Origin of the sequence: Paraburkholderia sediminicola (assembly GCF_902859805.1) — a bacterium.
Classification (GTDB): domain Bacteria; phylum Pseudomonadota; class Gammaproteobacteria; order Burkholderiales; family Burkholderiaceae; genus Paraburkholderia; species Paraburkholderia sediminicola.
Map to the genome: position 1 here is coordinate 313338 of NZ_CADIKC010000007.1, position 13574 is coordinate 326911.

Annotated in this window: 10 protein-coding genes; 3 read left to right on the plus strand and 7 right to left on the minus strand. The window is 63.1% G+C overall.

Annotation, left to right across the window (positions count from 1 at the left end):
• Positions 1-183: 183 nt before the first annotated feature.
• Both nth and rsxB read right to left on the minus strand, forming a co-directional pair.
• Entirely contained in the window at positions 184-828 is a 645-nt protein-coding gene (gene nth / locus R8871_RS24510; protein WP_175052785.1) for an endonuclease III, read from the minus strand.
• Positions 829-848: 20 nt separating this feature from the next.
• Entirely contained in the window at positions 849-1697 is an 849-nt protein-coding gene (gene rsxB / locus R8871_RS24515) for an electron transport complex subunit RsxB (RefSeq protein ID WP_175052786.1), read from the minus strand.
• A 397-nt stretch (positions 1698-2094) separates the two neighbouring features.
• Between rsxB and R8871_RS24520 the strand changes: the two genes are divergently transcribed.
• A complete protein-coding gene (locus R8871_RS24520; RefSeq protein WP_020065324.1) occupies positions 2095-2727 on the plus strand; it encodes a TetR/AcrR family transcriptional regulator in 633 nt (210 codons plus the stop codon).
• 119 nt (positions 2728-2846) lie between these two features.
• On the opposite strand, the gene R8871_RS24525 is transcribed toward R8871_RS24520, so the two are convergent.
• Both R8871_RS24525 and R8871_RS24530 read right to left on the minus strand, forming a co-directional pair.
• Entirely contained in the window at positions 2847-4124 is a 1278-nt protein-coding gene (locus R8871_RS24525) for a polyhydroxyalkanoate depolymerase (protein ID WP_175052787.1), read from the minus strand.
• Between the two features lie 179 nt (positions 4125-4303).
• Positions 4304-6184, minus strand: a complete 1881-nt coding sequence (locus R8871_RS24530; protein ID WP_175052788.1) for a glycoside hydrolase family 15 protein — start codon at positions 6182-6184, stop codon at positions 4304-4306.
• Between the two features lie 228 nt (positions 6185-6412).
• Here R8871_RS24530 and R8871_RS24535 point away from each other — a divergent pair, with 228 nt between their 5' ends.
• Positions 6413-6658: a hypothetical protein gene (locus R8871_RS24535; RefSeq protein WP_054035019.1), complete on the plus strand. Its 246-nt coding sequence runs from the start codon at positions 6413-6415 to the stop codon at positions 6656-6658.
• Positions 6659-6915: 257 nt separating this feature from the next.
• On the opposite strand, the gene R8871_RS24540 is transcribed toward R8871_RS24535, so the two are convergent.
• Positions 6916-7068 carry a DUF3096 domain-containing protein gene (locus R8871_RS24540; protein ID WP_154559008.1) on the minus strand — a complete coding sequence of 51 codons (153 nt, stop codon included), beginning with the start codon at positions 7066-7068 and terminating at the stop codon, positions 6916-6918.
• Positions 7069-7319: 251 nt separating this feature from the next.
• Between R8871_RS24540 and R8871_RS24545 the strand changes: the two genes are divergently transcribed.
• Positions 7320-8615, plus strand: a complete 1296-nt coding sequence (locus tag R8871_RS24545; RefSeq protein WP_175052789.1) for a lactonase family protein — start codon at positions 7320-7322, stop codon at positions 8613-8615.
• A 221-nt stretch (positions 8616-8836) separates the two neighbouring features.
• Here the strand turns inward: R8871_RS24545 and R8871_RS24550 are convergent, their stop codons facing one another.
• Positions 8837-12823 (minus strand): DNA translocase FtsK, encoded by a 3987-nt coding sequence (locus R8871_RS24550; RefSeq protein ID WP_175052790.1) that lies wholly within the window; start codon positions 12821-12823, stop codon positions 8837-8839.
• 122 nt (positions 12824-12945) lie between these two features.
• A complete protein-coding gene (locus tag R8871_RS24555) occupies positions 12946-13485 on the minus strand; it encodes an META domain-containing protein (RefSeq protein ID WP_175052791.1) in 540 nt (179 codons plus the stop codon).
• Positions 13486-13574: the final 89 nt, after the last annotated feature.

Here is a 13574-nt window from a genome sequence, read left to right on the forward strand (position 1 = left end):
GAGGCGGGCTAGAAGGGGGATTTTACGCCGAGGCAGAGCGGCTTGCTGGCGGCGTGGCAGCAAGCCGAAGCGCCGCGGCGGCCGTGGGTGCAATGAGCCTGTGTCGCGTACGCGCCGGGCAAACGCGCCACGGCGATTCGGTGTCGGCTCGCCCACGCGTGCGCTCGCCGACCGGTTCCGCCCTCAAAGATCCGGCGGCGGCGTCTTGGGCCGGAATTCGCAGAGCGGCTCGATCGCACAGTGCCAGCATTCCGGCCGGCGCGCTTTGCACACATAGCGGCCATGCAGAATCAGCCAGTGGTGGGCATCCTGCTTGAACTCTGCGGGCGTGAATTTCTCCAGCGCCACTTCGACCGCGCGCACGTCTTTGCCAGGTGCGAGGCCAGTTCGATTCGCGACCCGAAAGATATGTGTATCGACAGCGATGGTCGGATGACCGAACGCCGTGTTCAGGATCACGTTCGCCGTTTTGCGGCCGACCCCCGGCAAGCTTTCGAGCGCTTCACGATCTTCTGGGACTTCGCCGCCGTACTGGTCGAGCAGAATGCGGCAGGTTGCGATCACATTCTTCGCTTTGGTCCGATAGAGCCCAATCGTCTTGATGTAGCCAACAACCCCTTCTTCGCCGAGATCGAAGATCTTCTGCGGCGTGTTCGCGACCGGGAACATCTTGCGCATTGCCTTGTTCACCGACACGTCGGTGGCTTGCGCCGACAACAGCACGGCAATCAGCAGTTCGAACGGTGTGGTGTACTCGAGCTCGGTCGTGGGGTGCGGGTTGAGACTCTGAAGCGTCTCGTAGATGGCGCGGCGTTTGTTCGCGTTCATGCGCAGCGTAGAGTTAGAGGTTAGCGCTTCGTTGGCGGGATTTCAGTGTTACCCCCGGAGTTACCCGCGGTGTTGTCCGCAGCGAGTCCAAGACGGCGGCGGCGTGCTTCGGCTGCGTCGATCTGTGCCTGCACGTCGGCGCTGACGCGCTCGGTGTTCTGCGGACCTTGGCCCTTGGCGGCCAACTCTTCTTTCTTCTGGCGTGCACGCTCGAGCGCGGCCTGGATGATCGCGCGTTTCTTCGCTTCGGCGGAGTCCACTGCGGGCGCGGTGGGCGTTGCGGCGGCACCGGTTTCCATCACCGGAGCGGGCGCGCTGCTAACCGCTCGCCGCGCTGCAGCACGCGCCTCGGCCGCTTCACGTTCGCGTGCGAGACGGGCTTCACGCCGGTTGTGGCGCTCGCGCGCGGCGTCAGCCTGGCTCTGACTCCATGCGTCCCAGCCGGTTGCTTCACCGGTGACTGACGGCATCGCAATGCAATCGACCGGGCAGGGTGGCACGCACAGGTCGCAACCGGTACAGAGCTCGGCGATCACTGTGTGCATCTGTTTCGGTGCACCAACTATTGCATCGACCGGACAGGCCTGCATGCACAGCGTGCAGCCGATGCAAACTTGTTCGTCGATAACCGCCAACGGGCGCGGCCGTTCGACGCCGTTGGCGGAATTGAGCGGAATCACCGGTTTGCCGAGCAGTGCGGCGAGGCGCGCGATGCCTTCCGCGCCACCCGGCGGGCACTGATTGTAGTTAGCCTCGCCATGGGCGACGGCTTCGGCATACGGACGGCATGCGGGATAGCCGCACTTCGTGCACTGCGTTTGGGGTAGCAGATCTTCAATGCGATCTGCGAGTGTTCTGGAATCGGTCACGGTCACGACGTTGGGGCTTGCCTCGCTGCCGCACAGCTTGCCGAGCGCGGATTAGGGAAAACACGCGGCAGACCGGGGCAACACAAAAGCACTGCGAAAGCGCGCAAACACGCGCCAATATAGGTAAATACAGACACGAATAGAGGCGCGAATTTGTGCAGCTAAGTGTGCACCTAAGGCTGCAACTAAGCGCAAGCGCTGGACTTGAACTAAATAGCACATTATCGCCGATTTCCCCAATTGCCATCCGCAATCCATGTGCCATAATCGAAGCGCTTTTTCGAAAGACCGCAGAAGGGTGTTCCCCCAACCAGCCCGTTCAGTGCTGTCGGTGCAAGGCCCGAGGAGAGGCCGGCGGCGCGATCCGGATAACGCGGCTCACGAAGACGATGCCACCATGAATCAGCCGAAAATCAAAAGAGATCCTGAAGGCACGCGGCGCCGCATTCTGCTTGCGGCGGCCGAAGAGTTTGCAAATGGAGGGTTGTTCGGCGCGCGCGTCGATCAGATCGCCCGCCGCGCGGAGACTAATGAACGCATGCTCTATTACTACTTCGGTAGCAAGGAGCAGCTTTTCACGGCTGTACTCGAGCACGCATTCAGCGCGCTCAATGAAGCGGAGCGAACGCTCGAACTGAACGGTATCGCACCAGTCGAGGCCGTCACACGTCTCGCGCATTTTGTTTGGGATTACTACCGCGATCATCCCGAGTTGCTGCGTCTCGTCAACAACGAGAATCTGCATGAGGCACGCTACATGCAGAAGTCGACGCGCATCCGCGAAATGATCTCTCCGATCGTCGCCACGCTTGGCAGCATTCTGGAGCGGGGTCAACGCGCGGGGCTGTTTCGCACCAACGTCGATCCATTGCGCTTTTACGTGACGCTGTCCGGCATGGGCTACTACATCGTGTCGAACCGCTTCACGCTTGAAGCAACGCTCGGCCGCGATTTCAGCAGTGCGAGTGAGCGCAGTGAAGTCATCCAGATGAACACCGAGTTGCTGCTGGCTTATCTGTTGCGGAAGTAAGCCGCAGCGCGAGCGCGCATCGACGGTATAAGAGGCGGCAAAAAAGCGACAAACGAAGCGCCAGAAACGACAACGGCCTCTGAAGAAGAGGCCGTTGTTTATCTCTGCGTGCGGGGTGCTCAGGCTTCGACTTTTTCCTTCGCTACCTTCGGCGCCTTGTTGTGCTCGAGGATGAAATCGCGCAACTGCGGATAGATGATGGTGCGCCAGCGGCGGCCAGAGAAAATGCCGTAGTGGCCGCATTTTTCCGCGGTGAAGTGACGCTTGTTCTTCTCCGGAATGCCGCTGCACAACCCTTGCGCGGCGAACGTCTGACCGTCGCCCGAGATATCGTCCAGTTCGCCTTCGATCGTGAAGAGCGCGGTCTTCGTGATGTCCTGCGGGCGTACACGCTCGCCGGCGACGTCCCACGTACCTTCGGCCAGACTGAATTCCTGGAACACCACGCGGATCGTGTCGAGGTAATAGTCCGCGTCCATGTCGAGCACGGCGTTGTACTCGTCGTAGAAGCGGCGATGCGCTTCCGCGTCGTCTTCGTCGCCGCGCAGCAGGCTCTGGTAGAAGTCCCAGTGCGAAGCTGCATGGCGCTCAGGATTCATCGCGACGAAGCCGGTGTGCTGCAGGAAGCCCGGGTAAACCTTGCGGCCCACGCCCGGATAGTTCGGCGGCACCGTGAAGATCACGTTGTTTTCGAACCATTCGTACGAGTGCTGCGTGGCGAGCGAGTTGACCGAGGTCGGGCTCTTACGCGCGTCGATCGGGCCGCCCATCATGGTCATGGTGCGCGGCGTGTCCTCGCCGCGGCTCGCCATCAGCGAAATGGCGGCGAGCACCGGAACGGTGGGCTGGCATACCGAGATCACATGCAGATTCTTCGCACCGATGTGGCGGATGAATTCCTGGATATAGGCGATGTAGTCGTCGAGGTGAAACTCGCCGGCTTCGAGCGGCACCATGCGTGCATCGATCCAGTCGGTCAGGTAGACCTTGTGGTCTTGCAACAACGTACGCACGGTATCGCGCAACAGCGTAGCGTGGTGGCCTGACAACGGTGCGCACACCAGCACGACCGGCTCATCTTTCAATTGGGTAACTGCGTCGCTGTCGTCCGCGAAACGCTTGAAGCGCATGAGGCGGCAAAACGGTTTTTCGATGATCGTTTGTTCGATGATCGGAATGTTATGACCGTCTTTGACAATCTGATGAAGGTTGAACTCAGGCTTTTCGTAATCTTTGCCAAGCCGGTAGAGCAGTTCGTAACCGGCTGAGAGACGTGTGGCACCGGGCACATAGGCCAACGGGCTGGCGGGATTCGCGAACGATTTCGACGCGGCCTGGGCCCAGGCGGTGAGGGGGCTCAACATCGCCCGCTGGAATTCGTGCAGTTGGTAGAGCATGGGTGCTCCGTTTAGGCGGTTCGCATGGGGCTTGGCAAACACGCGTGTGGCGTTGCGGCAGGCCGTATTGGTTGTAGGCGCATTGATTTTCGGCCAACAGTCTGCTGGATCATACTGAACAAAGCGTACTTGTGCAATGCAGCAATTTGCGCGCGGGCTGCGCGCAAACTGTCATTAAATCATGGTACTGACGATGTCGCCGCGCCGCTATCGGGGGTTGCCGCAGCCTCAAGTTCCTCCGCCAGGCTGCCGATATGGGGCGGCTGCCCGGTCGCCTGAGCCATGGCCTGTTCGTGCTTCATCAGGTTCAGACCGGTGTGCACCAGCGCCACATGGGAAAATGCTTGCGGAAAATTACCGACCAGGCGTTTCGCGGCCGGATCGTACTCTTCTGCCAGCAAACCGACGTCATTGCAGAGGCCGAGCAGCCGTTCGTACATCGCGACAGCTTCATCGATGCGGCCTTGCAGCGCCAGGTTGTCCACCATCCAGAACGAGCACGCGAGGAAAGTGCCTTCGCCGGGCGGCAGACCGTCGTCGTATTCAGTGGTGCGGTAGCGCATCACGAAGCCGTCGTGCATCAAATCCTTTTCGATCGCGGCCACGGTGCCTTTGACGCGCGGATCCGTCGGCGGCAGGAAGCCGACCAGCGGCATCAGCAGCACGCTCGCATCGAGCTGATCGCTGCCGTACGACTGCGAGAACGCGTTCTGCGCCGGATTCCACGCCTTCGCGCAGACTTCCGCGTGAATTGTCGCTCGGGTTGCGCGCCATTCATCGAGCGGGCCTTCCAGCTTGAACATTTCGGCGGACCGGATGGCGCGGTCGTAGGCGACCCACGCCATCACCTTGGAGAAGGTGAAGTGCTGGCGGCCGCCGCGCGTTTCCCAGATGCCTTCGTCCGGCTCCTGCCAGATCGTGTCGAGATGGTTGAGCAACGCGCGCTGCACGTTCCATGCGGTGTCGTCCGCCTGCAGGCCGCCGACGCGCGCGAGATGCAGTGCGTTCATCACTTCGCCGTAGACGTCGAGCTGGCGCTGCCCGACCGCGTTGTTGCCGATCCGCACCGGTTTGGCGTCCTGATAACCCGGCAGCCAGTCGATTTCGAATTCGGGCAGGCGCCGCTCGCCGGCGATGCCATACATGATCTGCAATTGATCCGGCGCGCCGGCCATCACGCGGCCCAGCCAGCTGCGCCATGCGCGCGCTTCGTCGTAATAGCCGCCGCGCATCATCGCGAGCAGTGTGATGGTGGCGTCGCGCAGCCAGCAATAGCGATAGTCCCAGTTGCGTGTGCCGCCCAGTTGTTCCGGCAGCGACGTGGTGGGCGCGGCGACAATGCCGCCGGTCGGCTCGTACGCCAGCGCCTTCAGCGTAATCAACGAGCGGCGAATCTGTGCTGCCCATTTGCCTTCGACGGTGCTGCGCGACGACCATTCGAGCCAATGGTTCTCGGTGCGGGCCAGCGACGTGTGCGGATCGCGGCCCGGCGGAATGCGCAGATGCGAGGCCGCATAGGCCAGCGAAAACGGCACGCGTTCGCCTTCGCTCACCGTGAACTCCGCGACGGTCTTCATGTTCTCGCCGCGCAACTCGACCGGCGTGCGCAGCACAGCTGTGTCCGGGCCGACGATCGCCTTGATGCCGCTATCGTGCTTCAGGCGATCCACCCACGGAATCGAAAAACCGTAGTCGAAGCGCAGCACCAGTTCCATCTGCATGCGCACCGTGCCGCGTTTGCCCACGACGATCCGCACCATCTCCGACCAGCCGTTGCCCGGCGGCATGAAGTCGATCAGCGTGACCGCGCCTTCGGGCGTTTCGAAATCGGTTTCCAGGACCAGCGTCTCGCCACGATAACGGCGCGTGATCGTGGGCGGCGTATCGGAGACTGGCGAAATCAGCCAGCGGCCGTTGTCGGGCGTGCCGAGCAGGGCGGCGAAGCACGCGCCGGAGTCGAAGCGCGGCCAGCAGAGCCAGTCGACCGAACCCTCGCGGGAGACAAGCGCGGCCGTGTGGCCGTCGCCGATAAGCGCATAGTCTTCGATGAGTGCGGGCATGGAGGAGCGTGTCTGTTTTGGGCGAGGCGAAGGCCGCCGCGCTGGGGGTCATTGTGTTACCGGACTCGCGCGATGCGTTTTGGTTCAGCGCGCAATGCGGCAAAACGCGGGTTGGTAATTGTCAAATCACTGCCTACAATCGGATTTCAAGCCGATGCGCGGAGCCCTCCGGATCATGCAGCGGCCTTGCCCTGGCGAATGCAGACGCCGTTTTCGAGGATCCACGCAATGCTGAACCCGTCGAAATCCGATTGCATCACAATTCTCTCCGCCGCCAGCGAACTCGCTGACGATTCGATGTTGCCGCTCGAACATGGCCGGCTGGGCCTGAGCCGCAACGGAATGCTGGCTGCGGCGGCCTTTCTGATCGAACGGGCCTGTTTCCGCCGTCACCAGGAAGGTGACGGCCATTATGCCGTCGGCGGATTGTCGTTGCAGGGGCGTTTGCGGCTGGATCAGCTTTCGAACGGCTGACCGTTTCTGCGTTTCTCCGTTGCGCCGGCTCGCTTCGTGCGAGCTGTTCGCCGTTGTCTTGCATCTGGCGCATGGCGTCCGATGCGAATCTGTCGCGCCCGTACGGCTTCGCTGTGCCACGTGTTGCATTGCGGCAGCCGCCATCAGTCCGCGTGCCTAATCCGGCACTGATCCCCTTTCGTGTGAGACATTGCCGGGCCGGCACCGCGCCCGGTCGTGCGTCTCTTCGTGCAGCTTCCATGGCGGACGGTTGCAGCTTAGAAGTGCGACGACCCCATGCCGAAGATTCCAATGATGCCGATGATGATCAGATAGAGCGCGACGATGTAGTTCAACAGGCGCGGCATGACAAGAATCAGAATACCGGCGATCAACGAAACCAGCGGGCCCAGGCTGAGTGTGACGTTCATGAAAACTCCGTAGTGTGGGATGGGTGAGACGCGGTTGAAAAAACGCCCCGTCAGGCGGGACAATTGTTACTCATGCGCCGGCAGGCCAGTCAGCTGAACGCGGCCTGGCCTGCGTGGCCCGCCGGATTCGCTGCATGATCCGGCGCAACGCTTTTATACTTGCCTCGATAAAACAATTCGACCGATGGCGCGGCAGACCAGAGACACCATTACAACCGGATAAACCGAATAACCGATGTCCAGGAGGTCATATGCTTCGTAGTCACCGTGCCGTTGTGCGTGCCGTCTCAAGCTCTCCTCTGCCTTCTGCTGCTCAGTCCGCCTCATGGGGCGGCGGGCGGCCAGCTCCTTTGCGTTCCGCCCGCTCGATAATAAAAGGTTTCGTGCTCATGGTCTCGATTGTTGCTTCGCATGCGTTTGCGCAAGATTCCGGCCCGGCTCCCGCCGATGGCGTCTATGACATGCTGGTCGGCACTTACACGGGTGGCAAGAGCGAGGGGCTCTACGTCTATCGCTTCGACACGAAGACGGGTGAAGCGACCCGCGTCTCGGTCGCGCAGACGGTCAATCCGTCTTATCTGGTAGTGAGCCGTGACCGGCGCTTCGTCTATGCGGTCAACGAATTGCCTGGCGACAACGGGCCGGCCACGCAACGCGGCGGCATCAGCGCGTTTCGCTTCGATGCCGCGAGCGGCCAGCTGAGCTTTCTCAACAAGGTATCGTCGGACGGCAATGACCCGTGCTATCTGAGCCTGTCGCCGGACGGCAAATATCTGCTGACCGCGAACTATTCGGTGGCGGCCGATCCGGGTGGCAGCTTCGCGGTGTTCCCATTGCAGGCGGACGGCCAGGTGGGGGCGTCGGTGCTCACTGTGCATCACGAAGGCGGCGGTCCTGTGAAGGGACGTCAGGACAACTCGCACGTTCACTCCACCGTGTTCTCGCCGGACGGTCACTATCTGTTCGCGCAGGACCTGGGCGCCGACAAGCTGTACTCGTATCGCTACACGCCGGACGGCAGCCGCGGCCTGTTCGGCCCGACCGATTGGCGCTACACGCAGGAGAAAGCAGGCACGGGCCCGCGTCACCTGGTGTTCGGCGCGGACGGCAAGCATGCCTATCTGACGAGCGAGTTGGCCGCCACGGTCAGCACCTTCAACTACGCCGACGGCAAGCTCACGCAGGTCCAAACGAGTTCGCTGGTCGAGCCCGGCTTCAAGGGCGCGGTGGGCGCCGCGGCCATTCATCTGTCGCCGGACGGACGCTTCCTGTACGCCACCAATCGCGGCGATGCGAACGAGATCGTGATCTTCTCGGTCGATCCAACCAACGGTCATCTGAAGAAGATCGGGCATCAGTCGAGCCTCGGCAAGTCGCCGCGCGAATTCGCGATCGACCCGACCGGCAACTGGTTGATCGTCGGCAATCAGAACAGCGGCACGGTGTACGTGTTCAAGCGCGATCAGCAGAGCGGATTGCTCGAAGCGAATCCGAAGCGTATCGAGATCGATTCGCCGGTGGATTTCAAGCTGGTGTCGCCGTCGTGAGGTGAGGTTGCCTGCTATACGCGAATGGTGAGGCCGCGTTGAGCGTTCATCGCTCGACGTGAATGCGAGCAGGCATCCGTTCAGCGTGTGATGCGGATGCGGGTAAGCATGCTTTGGTTGAGCCTGATCTGAATACGCACGTTGAATAAAAAAACGGGTCGCTTCTAGCGACCCGTTTTTTTATCGTCTGGCTTTTGTTGATTCGCACTTGCCCGTCCGGCTTATTCCGCCGGTCCCGGCGCGAGCACTTCACGGCTGCCGTTGATGCCCATCGCGGACACCAGGCCCGCCGTCTCCATCTGCTCGACGAGGCGCGCCGCGCGGTTATAGCCGATGCGCAATTGTCGCTGCACCGACGAGATCGACGCGCGCCGCGTGCGCACCACGAAGGCGACGGCTTCGTCGTAAAGCGGATCGGCTTCGGCATCCGGCGTGTCGCCGAACAGATCGGGCGATGCACCTTCGGTAGCCGGGCCGTCGAGAATCCCTTCCTCGTACTGCGGTTCGCCGAACTGCTTCAGATACTCGACGATCCGGTGCACTTCCTCGTCAGCGACGAATGCGCCGTGCACGCGCTGCGGGTAGCCCGTGCCCGGCGGCAGGAACAGCATGTCGCCCTGGCCGAGCAGCGACTCGGCGCCCATCTGATCGAGAATCGTGCGCGAGTCGATCTTCGACGACACCTGGAATGCCACGCGGGTCGGAATGTTCGCCTTGATGAGGCCGGTGATCACGTCCACCGACGGACGCTGCGTCGCCAGAATCAGGTGGATGCCTGCGGCGCGCGCCTTCTGGGCGAGGCGCGCGATCAGTTCTTCGATCTTCTTGCCGGCGACCATCATCAGGTCGGCCAATTCGTCGATCACCACGACGATCAGCGGCAGCGGCGCGAGCGGTTCGGGTGCGTCCGGGGTCAGCGAGAACGGGTTGTCGAGCTTCTTGCCCTTGGCTTCCGTATCGCGGATCTTCTGATTGAAGCCGGCCAGGTTGCGCACGCCGACCGCGGACATGAGCCGATAGCGTTTTTCCATTTCGCCGACACACCAGTTCAGCGCGTTGGCCGCCAGCTTCATATCGGTGACGACCGGTGCGAGCAGATGCGGAATGCCTTCGTACACCGACAGTTCCAGCATCTTCGGATCGATCATGATGAGCCGCACTTCTTCGGGCGTCGCCTTGTAGAGCAGCGAGCAGATCATCGCATTGATCGCCACCGATTTGCCCGAACCCGTTGTGCCCGCAACCAGCATGTGCGGCGCCTTCGCGAGATCGGCGACCACCGGATGGCCGGTGATGTCCTTGCCCATCGCCAGCGTCAACTGCGAATGCGAGTTCTGGTAGACGCTTGCTTCGAGGATTTCGGACAGACGGATCGTCTGCCGCTTGGCATTCGGCAACTCGAGACCCATGCAGGTCTTGCCGGGAATCGTCTCGACCACGCGAATCGACGTGAGACCGAGGCCGCGCGACAAGTCCTTCATCAGGCCGACGATCTGACTGCCGCGCACGCCGAGCGCCGGCTCCACTTCAAAGCGCGTGATGACCGGACCGGCCGAATGGCCGACCACCGTAACCGGCACCTTGAATTCCTGCAGACGCTGCTCGATCAGCAGGCCGGTTTCGATGAGCTTTTCTTCCGAAACGGGTTCGACGTCGGTGTCGGCGCGCGCGAGCAGGTCGAGCGTCGGCAACTCGACCATCGACGCCGCGGGCGCGCGGAATTCGAAACCGTTGGCGGGGGCGTGGCCGCGCAGCGGGGTGCGCTGGACTGTGGGTTCGGTGGGTTCTGCGAGTTCAGCGGGCTCCGCAGGGTCAGTGCGCTCGGTCGAGGGTTCGGTTGCGACTTGGGCTGCAGGTTGTGCGGTTTGGTAGGCGGGAGTGCCCGGCGTAGCGGTTCCGCCTGGTGCTGCATGTGCTGGTGATGCTGCCGGTGCATCCGGTGAGTAAGGCAGTTCGTTTGCGGCTTCGTCGACGATGGTGGCAGAGGCCGCCGGGGCGGCCTGAACTGCGAAACTCGGGAAACGAACCACGTTCGACGTGTGCGATGTGGTGCTTTGCGGCTCTGCTTCGGCAACGATGGCCGAAGCGGCTGAAGAGTTCAAATCGTCGGCTACGCCCAATGTTTCCACTGCGTCCGATATATCTGATAGGGCAGGGGTGTCCGTCATTTCCACGTCGGCCGGCGCGGCTGCTTCGTCCTCGCTCGGCGCGGTGGTGCTGATCCCATGCTGTACGTCCGTCGACGCTACGGCTCGCTGTGGCGCGACTGCATCGATTCTGGTTTCCCAGGGCGCGAGCGGTTTATCGATGACCACTTCGGCGATCGGCACGGGCGTCTCAGTGTGCGCTTGCGTCGGTTCGTCTTCGCCGAGCGCTGACACGTCCGCTTGCGCGTCGCTAGCTTCCAGCTGGGCTGCGAAGATTTGAAACGGCGTGGGCGTGGGCACCGGCGCTGCATACTGCGTGGCCGCGGCTGGCGATTGTGCCGGTGCTGCCACCTCTGCCGGTGCCAATGAGGATGCCGACGTGTGTGCCGCAGCCAACGGCGCCTGGATAACCGGCGGTTCAATCGGCCATTGCACGACGGGCTCGGAATCTTCCTCGACCGGCTCATCAGAAGCGACTTCGATCCGCGGCGTTTCGACGGGCGATTGCGTCGCAATATGGTGGTCCGCCGCGGCCTCGGCTACGTCCTGCAAAGATTCGCTGACGTCTGATACCGTAGCCATTTCAACATCATCGTTCGCACGTGACGACGAAGCCGCGCCCGATTGCCCAGCCTCGACCGGCGGCTCGGTACTTGTCGGAGTTTCGGGAGTCGTTGTGACGATCGCGTTTTCCGTGCCGCTGCTGCGCGCGAGGCTGACGCCGGCAATGTCGGTCCAGCGCGCGGCGTTTTCCGCGATGCTGCGAAGCGTCTCCTGGACGCTGGCGGGCGGCGTGGCCTTCTGTGCGGTGGCCATCGGTCGGGTATAGCTCGGGGCCGGGGTGCTGAACGCAGCCGGATTCCGTGTAGTCTGCGCCGGCGCGGTGTTGGTGTTTGCGCGCGGAGCGGGCGAGAAGGGCTGCTGGGCGGCGGTGGCGCGACTTCCCGACGATCCTGCACTGGCGGCCGAACCCGGCGTCGTCGACGGACGGCCTTCGGTAGCCGAGGCGTTTGTCGCCGAACCGGCTACCGAACCTGACGCCGTCCGTGCAGCTGCCATGGTGGGTGCCGTTTGTGCCGCAGCAGCCTGGGCGGCGGCTGCACCCGCAAAACCTGCCACACCCGAGCCGGCTCCTGACGAACCTACCGGGCGTTGCTCGCCAGCAGAACGCCGCCCAACTTGAGATGCTCCATCACGGGCCGGAGTCGCTGCCGATCCTGACCCCGCTGTAGACCCAACTGCAGATGCCGGCCCACGCGGCGCCGTTGCCGACTCACGTAACCATCCAGCCGGAGCGACCGGTTCAGCCGGCATCCACGCGGCGCGGTCCGCGGTCTGCATGGGTGTCGGCGTCTGTGCCGGTGCTTGCCGTGGCGTCTGGCGCGGTGGCGTCGCAGCGGACGTACGCAGCACGGGCTCCGCCTGCGCGGGCTGACTACGCGGCTTGGCTGCGCCGGCGCGCCAGTTCGCCCCAGCGCCACGCGCCGCTGCGTCCCTGGCCGCGGCGGAACTAGCCGCACCGGCAGCCGCAGCTGCGCTGCGGCCGTTCGCCGGCGGCCGCCAGACGGTCGGGCGCGCATAACGTCCGTTGCTTTTGGGCGCCATCGTGTTAGTGGACGTCGACATGTGCGACGGCAAACCGTCATCGACGCTGCGATGGCGGCGCGCCTCCTCATCGCGTTTAGCGAGACCGCGCGACAGCCCAAGGCCGAATGCACCGTCGGCCCACACGGCGACGTCGCGCCAACGGAAGTCGATCAGCCAGGGCAGGCTGATCAGGAGCAGGGCAAATGCCGCGAGCGGCGTGCCGATATGTCCGAGCAGATGACCGAAGCCCGCCGCCAGCGCATGGCCGAAGCCATTCACGCCGGCCACGCCGATCAGCGACGCCTCCAGCGTGCAGCTTGCCGCCAGGACGCAGACGAAGCCGAGCCAAAGCCGGATCGTGCCGGGGCCGCGCAAGCCTGCGCCGCCCGGCAGCACCGACTTCACGAGGCGCCAGAAAAGAGGAATGAACCAGACGGCCGACCCGCCGAACCAGCCGAAAACTACCGTGTGCATACTAGACATCAACGAATGACGGACGCGCAAGAACGCAATCCGTCGAGTTTAACCGGCGAAGCCCGATGCTTCGAAGGCAGGCGCAAGTATGCCTGCGCCAAATGGAACGAACCGCGTACCGGTCACTTGGCGCTGCGGTCGAATGTGAGCGTGTCGCCGTTATCGAGCACCAGTTGCATCTGCTGCGGCGCGCGCATCTGCACGCCGGTACGGTCGATGTGGTTCAGCGCGTCGAGATACGGACCTTCGATCTGTCCGCCCGGCGTCGCGCACGCCATACGCGTGCCGCCCAGGGTGCCGAAGCTCAGCTTGCCGTCTTTCAGCGCATACGAGCCCATGTAGCGATTGCAACCGGAAAAGCCGCTGGCGTGGCGCTGGCCTTTGTCGGTGGAGAGCACGAGCGTGATCGGCGCGCCCTGATCCGCGGACGGAATCGCGCGGGCCGTGCCGTCGGCCTGTTTCCAGCCGCTGAGGACCCAACTGGTGTCGTCGAGCAACTGGGTGGCGGCCGGGTTGAACGGATCGGGCGGCGCGGCTTCCGAGTCGGGATGCTTCGGGATGGCGCACGCGCTGCATAGCGCGGCGACGCTCAACGCGGCGATGGCCGTGCGTGCATAAGGGATGAAGCGCGCAACACCTCGCGCGGAGGAGCTTTGGAGCATGACGTCGTTCCTCTTCAAACTGGCGAAGGCGTAAGGGTAACGCACTCGGTACGCCGCACGCGAGCGCGACGTCGACGCATCGGGTGCGG

Excerpts from the sequence above, each read along its gene's own strand:
- R8871_RS24555 (WP_175052791.1), bottom strand. The coding sequence starts at position 13,485 with ATGCTCCAAAGCTCCTCCGCGCGAGGTGTTGCGCGCTTCATCCCTTAT.
- R8871_RS24545 (WP_175052789.1), top strand. The coding sequence starts at position 7,320 with ATGCTTCGTAGTCACCGTGCCGTTGTGCGTGCCGTCTCAAGCTCTCCT.
- R8871_RS24540 (WP_154559008.1), bottom strand. The coding sequence starts at position 7,068 with ATGAACGTCACACTCAGCCTGGGCCCGCTGGTTTCGTTGATCGCCGGT.
- R8871_RS24535 (WP_054035019.1), top strand. The coding sequence starts at position 6,413 with ATGCTGAACCCGTCGAAATCCGATTGCATCACAATTCTCTCCGCCGCC.
- R8871_RS24520 (WP_020065324.1), top strand. The coding sequence starts at position 2,095 with ATGAATCAGCCGAAAATCAAAAGAGATCCTGAAGGCACGCGGCGCCGC.
- R8871_RS24550 (WP_175052790.1), bottom strand. The coding sequence starts at position 12,823 with ATGCACACGGTAGTTTTCGGCTGGTTCGGCGGGTCGGCCGTCTGGTTC.
- nth (WP_175052785.1), bottom strand. The coding sequence starts at position 828 with ATGAACGCGAACAAACGCCGCGCCATCTACGAGACGCTTCAGAGTCTC.
- R8871_RS24525 (WP_175052787.1), bottom strand. The coding sequence starts at position 4,124 with ATGCTCTACCAACTGCACGAATTCCAGCGGGCGATGTTGAGCCCCCTC.
- R8871_RS24530 (WP_175052788.1), bottom strand. The coding sequence starts at position 6,184 with ATGCCCGCACTCATCGAAGACTATGCGCTTATCGGCGACGGCCACACG.